The sequence below is a fragment of the Hyphomonas polymorpha PS728 genome, assembly GCF_000685315.1.
Taxonomy (GTDB): Bacteria; Pseudomonadota; Alphaproteobacteria; order Caulobacterales; family Hyphomonadaceae; genus Hyphomonas; species Hyphomonas polymorpha.
The window spans coordinates 86,106-100,966 of the sequence record NZ_ARYM01000004.1 but is presented as its reverse complement, the minus strand read 5'-3'; the positions used below and the strand labels follow the sequence as shown (position 1 = coordinate 100,966).

General features: G+C 58.6%; 13 protein-coding genes and 1 pseudogene. 10 read left to right on the top strand and 4 right to left on the bottom strand.

Going from position 1 to position 14,861, the window contains the following annotated elements; all coding sequences use genetic code 11:
• The first annotated feature begins 18 nt into the window (after positions 1-18).
• The gene (locus tag HPO_RS04545; RefSeq protein ID WP_206742123.1) at positions 19-1,026 is read left to right on the top strand and encodes an amidohydrolase family protein; all 1,008 of its coding nucleotides are present in this window, start codon (positions 19-21) and stop codon (positions 1,024-1,026) included.
• Between the two features lie 7 nt (positions 1,027-1,033).
• On the opposite strand, the gene HPO_RS04540 is transcribed toward HPO_RS04545, so the two are convergent.
• On the bottom strand, positions 1,034-1,828 hold the full coding sequence (locus HPO_RS04540) for an IclR family transcriptional regulator (RefSeq protein ID WP_051612275.1): 795 nt from the start codon (positions 1,826-1,828) through the stop codon (positions 1,034-1,036).
• A 130-nt stretch (positions 1,829-1,958) separates the two neighbouring features.
• Between HPO_RS04540 and HPO_RS04535 the strand changes: the two genes are divergently transcribed.
• The 3 genes from HPO_RS04535 to dmpG are packed head-to-tail and all read left to right on the top strand — an operon-like array spanning position 1,959 to position 4,722.
• On the top strand, positions 1,959-2,750 hold the full coding sequence (locus HPO_RS04535) for a 2-keto-4-pentenoate hydratase (RefSeq protein WP_035595094.1): 792 nt from the start codon (positions 1,959-1,961) through the stop codon (positions 2,748-2,750).
• A 2-nt stretch (positions 2,751-2,752) separates the two neighbouring features.
• Positions 2,753-3,694, top strand: coding sequence for an acetaldehyde dehydrogenase (acetylating) (locus HPO_RS04530; protein ID WP_035595090.1), 942 nt, complete (start codon positions 2,753-2,755; stop codon positions 3,692-3,694).
• Positions 3,694-4,722 (top strand): 4-hydroxy-2-oxovalerate aldolase, encoded by a 1,029-nt coding sequence (gene dmpG, locus HPO_RS04525; RefSeq protein ID WP_035595088.1) that lies wholly within the window; start codon positions 3,694-3,696, stop codon positions 4,720-4,722. Before HPO_RS04530 ends, dmpG begins: the two co-directional genes overlap by 1 nt.
• A gap of 12 nt (positions 4,723-4,734) precedes the next feature.
• Here the strand turns inward: dmpG and HPO_RS04520 are convergent, their stop codons facing one another.
• Complete coding sequence (locus HPO_RS04520; RefSeq protein ID WP_051612274.1) at positions 4,735-5,460, bottom strand: TetR/AcrR family transcriptional regulator; 726 nt, start codon at positions 5,458-5,460, stop codon at positions 4,735-4,737.
• A gap of 456 nt (positions 5,461-5,916) precedes the next feature.
• On the opposite strand from HPO_RS04520, the gene HPO_RS04515 reads away from it, so the two are divergent.
• The 3 genes and pseudogenes from HPO_RS04515 (at position 5,917) to HPO_RS21190 (ending at position 8,479) form a co-directional block, all read left to right on the top strand.
• Complete coding sequence (locus tag HPO_RS04515) at positions 5,917-6,822, top strand: VOC family protein (RefSeq protein ID WP_035595397.1); 906 nt, start codon at positions 5,917-5,919, stop codon at positions 6,820-6,822.
• Between the two features lie 121 nt (positions 6,823-6,943).
• Positions 6,944-7,264 (top strand): 2Fe-2S iron-sulfur cluster-binding protein, encoded by a 321-nt coding sequence (locus HPO_RS04510; RefSeq protein WP_035595395.1) that lies wholly within the window; start codon positions 6,944-6,946, stop codon positions 7,262-7,264.
• A 73-nt stretch (positions 7,265-7,337) separates the two neighbouring features.
• A pseudogene (locus HPO_RS21190) lies at positions 7,338-8,479 on the top strand (acyl-CoA dehydrogenase family protein).
• A 6-nt stretch (positions 8,480-8,485) separates the two neighbouring features.
• On the opposite strand, the gene HPO_RS04500 reads toward HPO_RS21190, so the two are convergent.
• Together HPO_RS04500 and HPO_RS04495 are read right to left on the bottom strand one after the other, a co-directional pair.
• The gene (locus HPO_RS04500; protein WP_157532669.1) at positions 8,486-9,616 is read right to left on the bottom strand and encodes a phosphotransferase; all 1,131 of its coding nucleotides are present in this window, start codon (positions 9,614-9,616) and stop codon (positions 8,486-8,488) included.
• A 109-nt stretch (positions 9,617-9,725) separates the two neighbouring features.
• Positions 9,726-10,925: an FAD-dependent monooxygenase gene (locus HPO_RS04495; RefSeq protein WP_051612273.1), complete on the bottom strand. Its 1,200-nt coding sequence runs from the start codon at positions 10,923-10,925 to the stop codon at positions 9,726-9,728.
• 292 nt (positions 10,926-11,217) lie between these two features.
• On the opposite strand from HPO_RS04495, the gene HPO_RS04490 reads away from it, so the two are divergent.
• The 3 genes from HPO_RS04490 (at position 11,218) to HPO_RS04480 (ending at position 14,571) form a co-directional block, all read left to right on the top strand.
• Positions 11,218-11,976 (top strand): enoyl-CoA hydratase/isomerase family protein, encoded by a 759-nt coding sequence (locus HPO_RS04490; protein ID WP_051612272.1) that lies wholly within the window; start codon positions 11,218-11,220, stop codon positions 11,974-11,976.
• Between the two features lie 364 nt (positions 11,977-12,340).
• Positions 12,341-13,762, top strand: coding sequence for an MFS transporter (locus tag HPO_RS04485; RefSeq protein ID WP_084324151.1), 1,422 nt, complete (start codon positions 12,341-12,343; stop codon positions 13,760-13,762).
• The gene (locus HPO_RS04480) at positions 13,675-14,571 is read left to right on the top strand and encodes a tyrosine-protein phosphatase (protein WP_084324150.1); all 897 of its coding nucleotides are present in this window, start codon (positions 13,675-13,677) and stop codon (positions 14,569-14,571) included. The genes HPO_RS04485 and HPO_RS04480 overlap by 88 nt, the downstream gene beginning before the upstream one ends.
• Positions 14,572-14,861: the final 290 nt, after the last annotated feature.

The window sequence follows — 14,861 nt, the reverse complement described above, 5'->3', positions numbered from 1 at the left end:
CGGACCTGGAGCCTGCTTGTGCCCATCATTGATGTTCACTGCCACGTCTCGCCATTGGATTACCCGGCATCCCCGAACGCAGAGGCTGCCGGGCGCTGGCCGTGCATGGCTTGCGAAAGCCCGGTGTCGGGCACGCTCATGATCGGGGACAAGCCGTTCCGGTCTCTCGACAACCGGTCCTGGGACATTGCTCGGCGTCTTGAGGATATGGACCGCGATGATGTGGCGGTGCAGGTCCTCTCTCCGATGCCGGAATTGCTGTCTTACTGGCATGCGACCGAAGACGCGGTGATCCTCTGCGATGCCGTCAATGCTCAGATTGCAGAGATGATTGCCCGGCATCCGGGACGCTTTCGCGGATTAGGCGCGGTTCCTCTTCAGGATCCTGCCGCAGCAAAGCGATATCTGAGGCGCATCAAGCTCGATTACGGCCTTTCGGGCGTGGAGCTGGGCAGCAACATCAATGGCACGATGCTTGGCGATCCGTCGTTCGATGCGTTTTATGCAGAGGCGGAATCGCTTGGACTGTCGGTTTTCGTCCATGCGCTTCAGCCGGTCGCGGCAAAAGCCGCAAACATGCCGCCGGCTGAGACGGCATTTGTCTATTTTCCGATCGATGTTGCCATGGCCGCAGCATCGATTGCAATGAGCGGGATCCTGCACCGCTTCCCGCGTCTTCGCATCGCGTTCAGTCATGGCGGTGGTGCGATCGGTTCGATCATCGGGCGGATGGATACGGGATGGCATGCGACTGACGGATATGCAGGACGCATGCCCGAGGCGCCGAGTCAGACCATCCGGAAGATGTACTTCGACAGCAATGTTCTGGACCCGGACTATCTGTGCTATCTGGTTCGGAACGTCGCGCCCGGTCGCGTCTTTGCCGGAACAGATTACCCTTATCCGATCATGCAGCAGGATCCGGCGAAGTTCATTTCCGACCTGCCTCTGTCCGTGAATGAAATTCAGAACCTCAACTGGGGGGCGGCGGAGAGGTTCCTCGACGAAGTGATCGTCCGTCCCTGACAGATTCTCAGGAACGCTGATCAGCCTCCTGAGCTGCGTCCCTCGGCGCGCCAAGAAGTTCACCGAGTGTCCTTGCGCAGGTTTCGAGGAAGGGGTGAAAGCCCATCGGGTCTGTGTTCTGACCTTTGCCGACCAGCATCGAAACGGATACCGCGGCGACGGTTTCTCCCAGTGGCCCGGCGACGGGGACAGCAAGACAGATCATATCCTCACTGACTTCCCTGTCGTCGATTGCAAATCCGGTCTGCCGGGTTTTCAGAATTTCCTGTTTCAGGGAGGCGGGCTCAATCAGGGTATGAGGCGTCAGCGGCACGAAAGCGCCCTCGTGCAGATAGTCATCAAGATCGATGTCTGGCAATCCTGCAAGCAGCACCTTTCCAAGTGCCGAGCAGTAAGCCTCCAGCTGCATGCCTTCTCGTGTGAAGCTGGCCGCTCTGGGGGGGCGGCCCGGGATGCGGATCTTGTAGGTGACCATGCCGCTCTCCAGGATGCCAAGATGAGAGGTCAGACCGGTTTCCAGGGACAATTGTTTCAGCAGCGGCCGTGCGACGCGCGTAATATGCGCGGACGCATCGCTTTGACTGTACAGCAGCGTCGCAGCGAGGCCCGGCCCGTAAAGATTGGGTCCGTAGCGGCTGGCAAAGCCGGCATCCACCAGTTGTGAGGCCAGGCGATAAGCTGTCGACAGCGGCAGGTCGAGACCAGCCGCAATTTCATTGAATGGCGTATTGCCGCCGTCCGCGACGATGCTTCTCAGGAGGGCCAGTGACTTTTCGAGCGATGTCGTGTGCGTTCGAGACATATGCGTTTTCTCCCGTATCCTGAGAACTCCCATAGCGGTGTTGATTGAAAAGATAAGACCCGGAATTTAAAACCCTTGTCTAATTGAACGCTTCTCTCCAGCAAGAGACAGAGAACAGGGAACACCGCATATGGCGTCTGACAGGGATAAGTATCAAGCGGCCGCACATCGGCTGAGGGAAGCTTATAGCGGACAGACGGTGCCGCCGCTTCGCGACATTCTTTCTCCGACGGATGTAGACGGGGCATACGCGATTCAGGCTGTAAACACGAGCTACTGGAGTGACTCCGGGCGGAAGGTGGTTGGCCGGAAAGTCGGGTTGACGGCGAAGTCTGTTCAGCAGCAGCTCGGAGTAGATCAGCCTGATTTCGGTGTTCTGTTCGAGGATATGCGCCTTCCAAATCGGGGGACCTTGTTGGCGTCACGATGCATTCAGCCCAAGGCCGAAGCCGAGATTGCCATTATTCTGAAATCCGATCTGAAGAACGCGGCAGTTACGAGAGCGGACGTGCTCGAGGCAACGGGTCAGGTGTTTGCCGCGATCGAAATCGTCGACAGCCGGATTTCAGACTGGAAGATTACTTTCGCCGACACTGTTGCAGACAACGGATCGTCCGCATTCTTCGTGCTGGGTGACGCAAAAGATGCAGTTGCCGACCTTGATCTTTACACGTGCGGAATGGCGATGGAGGTCAACGGCCAGATTGCTTCCCTCGGGGTCGGGGCTGCGTGTCTTGGTCATCCGCTGGAGGCGGCAGCGTGGCTGGCCTCTACCCTTGCGGCGCAGGGAGATCATCTGAAAGCCGGCGATATCGTGCTCACCGGCGCGCTGGGCCCCATGGTGACCCTGTCACCAGGTGACAGGGTTGTGGCCAGAATCGGGGGCCTGGGGACCTGCGAATTCGAGTATGGAAGGGGATAGGCATGTCCGGAAAGATGAAAGTAGCGATTATCGGTTCGGGAAACATCGGCACCGACCTGATGATCAAGATCATTCGGAAGTCGACGGTCCTCGAGATGGGTGCGATGGTCGGCATTGATCCGACGTCTGATGGCCTGGCGCGGGCGAAACGACTGAATATTGCCACCACGCATGAAGGCATTGATGGTCTCACAAAGCTTGAGGTCTGGCCTGAAATCGGGATCGTGTTCGATGCCACATCGGCAGGCGCGCATTATCGCCATAACGAGGTCGTGACGCGGGCGGGGAAGGTGATGGTCGACCTCACCCCGGCGGCCATCGGCCCGTATGTCATTCCGGTCGTAAACGGCGACGCTCATCTTGATGCGCCCAATGTCAACATGGTGACCTGCGGGGGGCAGGCGACGATACCTGTCGTTGCCGCTGTGTCGTCTGTGGCGAAGGTCCATTACGCCGAGATTGTCGCGTCGATATCCTCGAAGTCAGCCGGCCCGGGTACACGCGCCAACATTGATGAATTCACGGAAACCACCTCTGCTGGCATAGAGCGCGTTGGCGGCGCCGAGAAAGGCAAGGCCATCATCATCCTCAATCCTGCCGAGCCCCCGATGATCATGCGGGACACAGTCTACACCCTTTCAAGCGGTGCCGACGAGGCTGTGATCGAGGACGCCATAAAAAAGATGGTGGAGAAGGTCCGGTCCTATGTGCCTGGCTACCGGCTGAAGCAGGCGGTCCAGTTTGAGCGCTTCGGATCCAACAACCCTGTGCGCATTCCCGGTCTTGGTGAGTTCCAGGGCATAAAAACGAGCGTTTTCCTCGAGGTCGAAGGGGCAGCGCATTACCTGCCGGCTTATGCCGGCAATCTCGATATCATGACGTCTGCAGGCCTGGTGACAGCTGAGAAGATTGCAGTTCGCCGGCGCGAAAAGGAAGTAGCGTGATGCCTTTTGATCCGACTGAGACCAAGCTTTACATTCAGGATGTGACACTGCGCGACGGCATGCACGCCATCCGCCACCAGTACGGTCTCGATCATGTTCGCAAGATTGCCGCCGCTCTGGATGAAGCCGGGGTAGATGCGATCGAGATCGCCCATGGCGACGGCCTGAACGGTTCGAGCTTCAATTATGGCTTCGGTGCCCATACTGACTGGGAGTGGATCGAAGCCGTTGCAGATGTGGTCAAGAACGCTGTGTTGACGACCTTGCTGTTGCCCGGAATCGGAACGATCGAGGAACTCAAACACGCCTACAGGCTCGGTGTCCGGTCGGTCCGCGTTGCGACGCACTGTACCGAAGCTGACGTTTCAAGGCAGCATATCGAAACAGCGCGCGAGCTTGGTATGGACGCGGTTGGTTTCCTCATGATGAGCCACATGGTTGAGCCGGAGAAGCTCGCCGAGCAAGCCAAGCTGATGGAGAGTTACGGGGCCGGATGCGTCTACGTCACGGACAGTGGCGGCGCGCTCGATATGGACGGCTACACCGCGCGGCTTCAGGCCTATGATCGGGTGCTCAAGCCTGAGACGCAGCGCGGTGTCCATGCGCACCACAACCTGTCCCTTGGGGTCGCAAATTCCATTGTTGCAGTTCAGAACGGCGTTTGCAGGGTGGATGCTTCACTCGCGGGAATGGGGGCCGGGGCTGGCAATGCGCCGCTGGAAGTCTTTATTGCGGCCGCCGACCGGAAGGGCTGGAAGCATGGCTGTGATCTGTTCAAGCTGATGGATGCAGCTGACGATCTGGTGCGGCCTCTGCAGGATCGTCCGGTCCGGGTGGATCGTGAAACGCTCTCCCTGGGATATGCAGGCGTCTACTCCTCTTTCCTTCGCCATTCGGAAAAGGCAGCGGAGCAATATGGCCTCGACACGCGTGCCATCCTCGTCGAGCTTGGCCGTCGGCGCATGGTCGGCGGTCAGGAAGACATGATCGTCGATGTCGCGCTCGACCTTGCGGGCAAGCGGGCCTAGCGCCCTGCGGAGTTATACGGGAAATGCCGCATGCAGGGCGCGTATCCGGGCCTGGTTCTTGTTGCCGCCGGATTTGTTCCTGGCGGTGTCGCCCGGGGCGCTTTTCTCCGCTGCGGAGCAAGGGGCCTCGAGCAGCCCGGTGCCGCAATCAATCAGGTTCTCCAGCGGATCATAACCCTCCCAGATCGGGTTTTTCTTGCCTGACGCGATATAACTTTCCAGCGCGGCCTTGGCAGAGATGACGTACCAGGAAAAGTAGATAAGCCTTTGCTCGACAACCGATTGGGGAAGATCCGACTTGAGATCACGAATGTAACGAAGCAACTGACCGAAGACAGAGAAATTTCCGACCTCAAGAAAGTCGCGGACCATTTTCCGCCGTGTGCTGAGCAGGCTGCTCAGGAAGCGATTCGCTGTCGGAGAGGGGTCTTCCATCTTGTTATATTCATCCGGCCAGCGAACGAGAATTGTGACAATGTCCCGTACACTCTTTGGGCCCCCGGCGCGCTGCAGCTCAGACAGGCCTTCGAGCCAGCCGTCGCTGCTGTCGCGAAAGACGTCGGCGAGCAGCTCGGAGATCAGTCCTTCCTTGGACTTGAAGTAGTAATTCAGAGAGCCGCCATTCTTGGCGCCAGACGCCGCGACGATTTCGCGGACAGTTACGGCTTCAACGCCGCGTTCGGCGAACAGTCGGCGGGCGCAGACCTTAATTCGGCTCTTGGTGTCTAAGTCGTTCACCGCTGGAATCCTCTGGCTATGCGTCAATGTGTGGTTGGGCAGTATGTAATGTGGAAACACTGGCGTAAAACTAGTTGTTGCGTTGCACAAGTTCAATCGTTTGTCCTAACTCCTATATCTCATTTTGAACTGAAGCGCGCGATATGGGCAGGCCTGCAAATCGACTGATCAGAATAGACTGGCTTGAAGTTGTCTGAGTGCCGGAAGTGACTTCGGTCTCTGAGGCAGACCAGCCCTGTTCAGCCCTGGCCGGTTAAAGCAGCGTCCGGCGTTCTGGTTTCCCATGCGGCCCGGAGGGCCTCGGCGGCCACCCCAGGCCTTCTATCTCATCCCTATCTCTCGAATCCGGCATTTTCGTCCTTCACCTTTTTGCGACTTTGTTTTAGACATTTGTTCTACAGCGATGTTGAGCCGCAGGGCGGCGAAGATATGGTCGCAGACCGAGGGAGGATTGACGTGAGCATTGATGACATAAGGTACAGGCGTCTTGGTTACATCGCCCTGACAGTAACGGACCTGGAGAAATCCCGGCATTTCTACGAAACGCTGGTCGGGCTCGAGATGGACGAAGAACCGGACGGAAGGCGGGCTTTCCTCAGGTGCAGCGACCGCCACCATGATCTGGTTATCTACAGCGGCGCCGAGCCCGCTCTCAAGCGGGTGGCCTGGCAGATGGAGAGTGACCGGGCGCTCGAAGCCGTGAGGACGCATTTTGTCAGGCTTGGCATTGAGTGCGTCGCGGTCAGCCCGGAAGAGCAGTCCGATTTGGGCATCGGAGACGCTTTCAGGATGTCTGAGCCGACGACCGGTGTGACGTTCGAGTTCTACAGCGCTATGGCGGACGCGCCATCCTCCTATCAGACCACCCACACGAAGATCGCGCGTCTCGGTCATCTCGTCCTGAGTAGTCCTGATCGGAAGGCCACGGAAAAATTCCTGATGGAAGAAATGAATTTCCGCGTGTCTGACCGCATTGATGGCATGGTCACATTCATGCGCTGTTTCCCGAACCCCTTTCACCACTCCTTTGGCGTAGGTTCTGCAAAGCATCCGGGGCTGAATCACCTGAATTTCATGGTCACGGAGATGGGGGATATCGGCAAAGCGAACAACCGGATGAAGAAGGCTGGCGTGCCGATCGTGTTTGGAATCGGAAAGCACCCGCCTTCGGAGTCGGTCTTCATTTATTTCCTCGACCCGGACGGAATGACCGTCGAGTACAGCTACGGTATGGAGGAGTTTCCGGAACATTCGCCGAGAACGCCCCGTGACCTGCCAGCCTCGCTGGAGTCCATTGATTACTGGGAGGGCACGCCGGATCCCAGGATGGCCAAGGTCGGTATTGTTGAGCCGCTGAAATAGGGGACTTGCCGGGGGGGTGACGTCTTGGGCGCGATGCGCCGGATGCGCCCGCTATTCGATGTCCAAACTCGAAGACTTTAAGAGGAGGCGGCGGGGCATGGCCCTGCCGCAGACAGGATACATGCCAAAAATTACCGTTGTCGATCATCTGGGAAATGCCCGGATCATAGAGGCTGCTTCTGGCGCATCGCTCATGGAGGCTGGCGTCAAGGCGGGCGTTCCTGACCTGGTCGCCGAATGCGGGGGTGCCCGCGCCTGTGCGACCTGCCATGTCTATGTTGAGGATGTTTTCTTCGAGAAAGTCGGGCCTGCCGACGACATGGAGCGGCAGATGCTTGAATATGCCGTGTCCCCGGTCAGGGCGACCTCAAGATTGTCCTGCCAGATCACAATCAGCGATGAACTGGAAGGGATGACAGTTACCACGCCCCCGGCCCAGTGATGGCCCGGTCATCGTTCGCACTGCCAGCAGTGCATGAATTCGCAAGTCGCCTGCCGAGAAAGCCAAACTGCTCATGGCCATTCCCATAGAACGCCTCGGTCAGGGCGATACTCACGCGATGTTTCGCGATTCCGTGCGGCGCTTCTTCGCTCTGGAGCTTGATCTGGATACCTGGGAACGGGAGCGCCTTACGCCGCGCAGCTTCTGGAGGGCGGCGGGCGAGGCCGGTTTGCTGTGTCCTACCGTACCAGAGGCCTATGGTGGTCCGGGGCTCGACTTTTCGTACAATGCAATCGTGACGGAAGAACTGACCTATGCAGGATCGTCTGCGAGCCTGCCGCTCCAGTCCGATATCATTGCGGATTATTTCATTCATCTCGGGACCGAAGAGCAGAAGCGGAAATACCTCCCCGGCATGGTGAATGGATCCCTGATCTCGGCGATCGCTATGACCGAGCCGAGCGCGGGGTCAGACCTTAAATCAATCCGTACGCGGGCTATCCGGGATGGCAATGAGTATGTCATCAGTGGCGCAAAGACCTATATCTCCAGCGGCCAGAATGCAGATTTCGTTATCGTGGCTGCAAGACTGATCCAGACGGTGGAGCGCAGGGTATCAGCCTGCTGGTCGTTGATGCAGACAGCGCGGGCTTTTCGCGCGGGCGCAAGCTCGACAAGATCGGCCAGCATTCTGCAGATACGTCCGAGCTGTTCTTCGACGAGGTGCGCGTACCGGTTGATGCATTGATTGGCGGGGAAGGGCGTGGGTTTGCCGCGATCATGACCCTGATGCCGCAGGAGCGTCTCTCGCAGGCGATTATGGGGCAGGCAAGCGTTCAGCGCGCGATGGACGATACAGTAAGGTTTACGTCTGATCGTCGGGCATTTGGCCGGTCGGTGTTCGACTTCCAAAACACGCAGTTCGTGCTCGCCGAAATTGCGACAGAGCTCCAGGTTGGCTGGTCCCACCTCGACTGGGCCATCAACCGACACGTTGCGGGCAAGCTGACAGCTGTAGAGGCGTCGGCCGCGAAGCTGTGGCACACCGAAACGCAGTGGGCGTCTCTCGACAAGTGCCTGCAGCTCCACGGCGGGGCCGGCTATATGGAAGAATATCCCATTGCCCGCATGTGGCGCGATGCCCGGGTGCAAAGGATCTATGGCGGCACGTCCGAGATCCTCAAGCTGGTCATTGGCCGCTCGCTGAAGACTTAGAGCCTTCTAGCGCAGGCCCAGTGCTCCGATCATGTCCAGGTCAATCGCCGCCTCAAGCGCGCGAACGGCTGCCGTATCTGTTACTTCAACAGTCTGCATATCGTAGGGGTTCATGACACTAAAGCCCATGAGGTGCATTTGATTCTGCCGGTAGGAGAGGAAGATTTCCTCCTCGCCCGGTGCATCGGAGACGCCGCACTCGACGAGGACGGACCGGTAGAGCTTGAGCAGGTCTCTCTCATTCTCGCGGCGGCTTTGCGTATCCAGCGCGCAGTTGATCATTTCCGCGTGGTCGTGACCCGGCGTTCCGGGGAAGGTGCACTGCCAGTCCATGAAGCCAGGTGAGCCGTCGGGATGAAAATAGAGATTGCCCACATGGCAGTCCCCGTGAAGCAGTGTCTGCGGCGCCTGAGCATTGATTTTCCATAGCCGCTCAGTCGCTGCCAGAGCAAACTCCCGATCCGGCAGGACGTGCGGAATCATGCTGGCATAGGAGCGCTGGTTGACGTGATCCCAGTGCTTTTCGCGATAAAGGTAACGCACGAATGCCCGCGCCGGCTCCGCCCACTCGCGATACGCTTCCAGCCGCGGATCTTTCCAGAAATGGGCATGAAGCCTGGCCTGCGCCGTGATGATTTCGGCCACCGTATCAACGCTGACATCCTGGGTAATGTGGCCAAACCTTATGCCGCGCTGGCGCATGTCCTCCATGATGAGGACGCCCTGCCTGGCTTCCTCATCAATTCCGGCAAAGTAAACGGCCGGAACCGGTACCGGAACTTCGGGTGCAAGTTCGGCATAGAAGCGGGCTTCCTGAATGAGGGCTGCCCAGACGCGCTTGCGCATGATTTCGTCGAAGCCGCCCTTAATATAAACTGAGCTGGGTGCGCCCTCGGGCTTTTGCGCGTAAGTCAGGTTGAATTGAGCGGAGGAGGAGGTGCCAGACCGCTCGCCCTCCCGTTCAACGCTGCTGATTTCGATGCCGGGGAAGCGGTCGGAGAGTGCGCGGCTCAGCCAGTCCGGCGTCACTTCATCGAGCGAGAGGGGGAGGGCCAGTGTCTTCGTGAGATTGAGATTCATGCATGGCCCCTTTTGAACTGACTGAGCCAGCTTAAGCAGGCGCAGGGAGGCGCGCAAGCATTTTCAAAACGTTTGTTTTATTTCTGCGGAGGGGTTGCCAGCAGGAACCGCAAGGCGTGTTTGCGGCTGAGCCTGCGCGATGCCTCTAACTCAACGCTGTTTCAGATCATGCGCTCAGATATCGGGTGCCGTTCAGAAGCGAGGGCGTTTCAAGCGCAGCGGGTGACCAGAGCAGTTTCCGCAACCGGGCCGGATCACGGATGCGCTCGCGCAACAGTTGGATATCCCAGTCCAGGCGCTGCGGATTGGTGGAGTCGAAGCAGAGGCGCAGGCTTTCAATCGAGACCGGGGAGGTGACTTCAAGGAACACCTGTCTGCGGGCCTCCGAGTAGCGGTCGAGAATGCTGTCATCCACATCGCCAGCGATGGTTGCCCCGAGCGCTTCAATTAAAGCAAATGCATCATAGAGTCCTCCCATGAGGCCGAAGCCGCTCGTAGGGTTTGTCAGGTGCGCCGCATCGCCCGCCAGGAGGGCGCGCCCTCTGCGATAGGTCGGCGCCGTTCTCTGATGCATGTTATAGGGCGAGAAATGCTTGAGCCGGTATTTTCCATCTCCAGGCAGAGCCGCTTTCGCAAATGACGGCATACGGCCCAGAACGTCCGCCTCAGGCAAGGTGGCGCTTTCTGAATAGGTAAAGCGCCACAGGCCGGGTTCGTTGAGTTTATAGACGACGGCGCCATAGACCGGGTCGATCAGGTAACAGGACTGCCAGCCATGCGCGCCGAAGTCGAAGTAGATGTCGGTGGCAACAAAGCGCCTGTCCCAGGAGAAGCCTTCCAGCGATAATCCCATGGCGCGGCGCACAGCGCTTCTTCCGCCGTCAGCCCCGACCACCCAGCCGCAGTCTATGGTGGTTCCGCCGCCGGGCTGTTCGACGCGGATGCATGCTGCGTCCGATTGCAGGTCCACAGCGGTGACCCGGCTGTTCCAGTGAACCCGGGCTGTCGGCTGGCGTTGGAGGCGTTCCAGCAGAACGCCTGCGAGCAAGTCCTGGCCAAGTGTCAGCGCAAAAGGGGTGTCCGTGTCATTCCTGATTGCTGAATGGTCAAAGACGACCTGTTCGCCTGTGGCATGGACGCGCCAGCAGCGTTCCTGTTCGACTGAGCCTGCGGCGAGCATCGCATCCAAAAGGCCGTGGGCCTTAAGCGCATGCAGAATTGGCCATGCATAGCCGATAGCGCGCGGAGAATAGACGATACCTGCTTCGGCTTCGAACAGATCGACCTGAATGCCTTGCCTGGCAAGGCCCAGCGCAATCATCAGGCCCACCGGTCCGCCGCCGGCGACAACAACATTCTCCGGCATGGGCATTCTCTCCGAATTGGCGCCAGTGAGACGAGAGTTGCCAGATCAGGCGTGTACCGGCTGCGTTTGGCTGCAGGCGCATTACCGGAGCGTAGCCCTCTAAATAGAGAGTACAATCATTTTAATTTAAAAATCCATATCACTTAGTATTCTGTAATAAATAAAGTTTTTCAACAGCTTCAACAAAGCGGGATAAAGCAAATGATCTATCCCGGCTTGCCTCCGGAGGGCTTGGGTGATTGTGATGTGCTTCGGGAACTTCATGAAATCGCCAGGGAGGGCGGGGAGCGCAATGAAAAAGTTTGGCTCAATCGAGGTTGAGATCGAGACGGGGTTTGCCCTGGTTGCGTTCAACCGGCCCGACAGCATGAACTCGATCGTCCCGCAAATGCTCGCCGAGTTTGACGAGTGTATGGAAGGCCTCGCGGCAGAGCCGGGCGTGGAGGTAGTGATCCTGACCGGACGGGGACGAAACTTTTGTGCCGGCCTGAATGTGGAAATGCTCAAGAGCGACGGTGCTGAAGCTGTTGCAGGGTTTAATCCGGCAAAGACAATTTCTGACTGGCCCGGGCCTGTCATCGCCGCTGTGCAGGGAGCCGTGGCGACTGGCGGCTTCGAGATCACTGTCGCGTGCGATATAATTATTGCCGGGGAATCGGCACGGTTTATCGACACGCATTCGCGTGTGGGGCTGTTGCCGGGCTGGGGCCTCAGCGCGCGCCTTCATCATGCGATCGGTCTCTACCGCGCCAAGGAGCTGGAGCTCACCGGGCGCCCGCTGCATGCGCGGGAGGCCTCGGACTGGGGACTCGTAAATCGCGTGGTCCCTGACCGGGAGCTCCTCGATTCCGCGCGCGCGATGGCCCGCATGATCCTTGCCGGCGCGCCGCAGATGGCGGCCCCGACAAAAGCGCTCATCGATGGCAACAGCCTGCGCACGCTCGAAGAGGCACTCGAATTCGAGCGCGAAACTTCGAAAAAGGCGAATACCGGTCTGATGCCGGGGTCTCTCAGCTTTAATCATGTCGGCGGCGGCAAGTTTTCGAAATAGTCTGTATCCTGCATTTGTGGCAGCCGGTCTTCGCCCACTATAAAACGCAAGAACTTTTTCTGCGGATCTCATACCTCTCCGCATCATTGCGCCGTTTGTGCAAAAGTGGTGTTCCGGGATCTGCCGGGTCTGAAGAGGGGCATGTAAGATCATAATAATAATGGAAAAAATGCCTCGAAGCAGGGCCGGAGAACTAAAACTTTCCGGGCCGGTCCGGGCTGGCGGCGTGCAGGACTTTTCCCGGAGCGCGCTGGCCGTCAATTAAAACGTTTGCTTGACCCGAATTTGCGTTACCCATACTTCTGGGCAGTCAGAAGGGGGCGGGGCGAACTGGGGCGGAAGATTCCGGTCTGCGCGTCAGCTGATGTTGATAGCCAGCATTTGCCCGATGCGCAGTCCGGCAAATGCACGGGCTGGTGCATTACAAGGCGCGATGTTCGCCAGAAAAGGTCTCGGTAAGATAATGACTTCGCAAATTGTGTCAGTCGAAAATGCCGGTTCGACACCGAGGCCGACGAAGCTGCATGCCTGGTACACGGTCGGGCTTCTGACGGTTCTGTTCGTACTCTCTTTTATTGACCGCAGTATCCTGGCGTTGCTGGCCGAACCGGTCGGACAGTCGCTCGGTCTGGCAGACCGTCAGCTCGCACTCCTGCTCGGCTTTGGTTTCGCCGTGGTCTATTCGTTTGGCGGGCTGCCCCTGGCACAGCTTGTCGACACGCGTGACAGGCGCCTTGTCGTGGCTGTCGGGGTTGGTGTCTGGAGCCTGGCAACTGTTCTCTCCGCTTTTGCGGTGGACTTCTGGAGTCTGCTGATTCTTCGCTGCGGCGTCGCGCTTGGCGAGGCCGTCCTGACGCCAGCCGCTGTTTCCCTGATAGCTGACCTCTTCACAAAGGAAAGGCGGAGCCTTCCAATGTCGGTCTACCTGTCGGTGGGCAGCTTCATGTCCATTGGTTCCTACACTCTGGGAGCAATGGCCTATGACCTCGCTGCGGGCGTGAGCAGCGCAACCGGGCTCGAGCCATGGCAGCTGACGTTCGTGCTGGTGGGTCTCCCCGGTCTTGTTCTGGGGCTTGTTTTTTTCCTGACAGCCGCCAACCCGCCGAGAGGGGAGTCACTGGCGATCGGCCAGGACGATTCCTCCTGGAGTGCCTTTTTCAGCTATATCAGGCAGCGGGGTATGTTTTTTGTACCGCTTCTGACAGCGGCGGGCGTCTACAGTTTCTTTGCGCTGGCGGTCGTTACATGGCTTCCGACACTTCTCGTGCGGGAGGAGGGGCTCAGCCTTTCGAGGGCGGGCTATTTGCTTGGATGGATCGGTATTCCGGCAGCCTTGATCGGTAACTTCCTGTGGCCGCAGGTCGCGATGAAAATAGACGCCAAATGGCCCAAAAGAGGGGCTGTCACTGTACTGATGATAGCGGGATGCGCCGTTGGCCCGGCGTTTGCGGCAGGCATTTCTTCCGGCGGTGTGGTCCTGTACGTTTGCCTCGCCATTGGTATCCTGTTCGGCTCTGCTTTCGCTGTCATGCCGCCAATTGCGTACCAGCAGTTTGGTCCGATCCGGATGAGGGCGCGCCTGGCGGCCGTGAACCTCCTTGTCATCGCGCTGCTCGGCTATGGATTGGGGCCACTTGTGGCGGTTGAGCTTGGGGCGCTGATCCGGGGCGGCGAGCATAGTCTCGGCGTCGGCCTTGTATGGCTGTCATTGCTGACGACGCCTTTCCTGATTTTGCTTACCTTCCTCGCTACACGTCAATCCCGATTTGCCGAAGACCAGGACTAGGTCGAAAACGGAGCCAGACTATCTTGTTGAATTGCGCGCCGAATTTCCGGGATATCGGAGGTCTTCCGACAGCTGACGGAAGACAGGTCAAACCCTCCAGGCTGTTCCGTTCAGAGGCCATCCTGGAGCCCCGCCCGGCCGATATGGAGCGCCTCCGTTCGCTGAGATTAGGGCTGGTTCTGGATATCCGGAGTGCGTCGGAGGCGCGCGATTTCCCGAACACGGCTGTTCAGGAGGTTTGTGCGGATGTCCGCCAGCTTAACGTCGGCACCGATGTGAAAGCCAGGGGCACCTTTTGGGATGTGCTTGCGCAGGATTGCTCTCCTGCGAGTGTTCAGGCGCTGGTTCACAAGATCTACCGGGCGATACCCGTGGCCGTCGCGCCGGCCCTTTCGGTTTACTTCGATCATGTCGCCGGGCACCCGGCGCCGACGCTTATTCATTGTACCGCCGGCAAGGATCGAACCGGTGTGGCGGTTGCTTTACTGCTCGAGATCCTCGGCGTGACGCGGGACAGTATTGTTGCAGACTACCTGGCCACACAGCAGACCATTTCCGGTGACAAGATCGAAAGCGGTGCCCGCAAGTTCGCGGAGATTGCCGGCCGTATACTGCCGGATGAGAGCCTGCGGATGCTTGCGGGTGTGCGCGCAGACTTTCTGGAGCAGAGCTATGCCTGGATCGAACGAAAGCATCTCTCGACGGAGGCCTTCCTCCGTATGAATGCGGGGCTGACCGAGGAAAGATTGGAAGCCATGCGCGGGGCTCTACTGGAGCCCACCGCGCATTCAGAAAAGGCGATGTTGTAAGAAGCTGTACTTTCCGGTGCCTGTATGCAGGTTCAAGATAGCGCGTGCCTTACGATCCGCCCTCTGAATTTCCCTGCTCCACTCAGTTTCGTGTCTGGGAGGCGATGTCCCTGACCTGCAGATCACAACGCCGAGCTTCGTCGCTCCCCGGTGGCCGAAGACAAAGACTGTCAAACCGGGCAGGGGGCTCTGCCCGCTCAACGAGAAACATACACAGAGAATGCCCGTTCATCGCCTCTCTGTCTGTTGCGCTGCGCCCATCGGGATCGGCAGAAAATAGCCGAAGATGT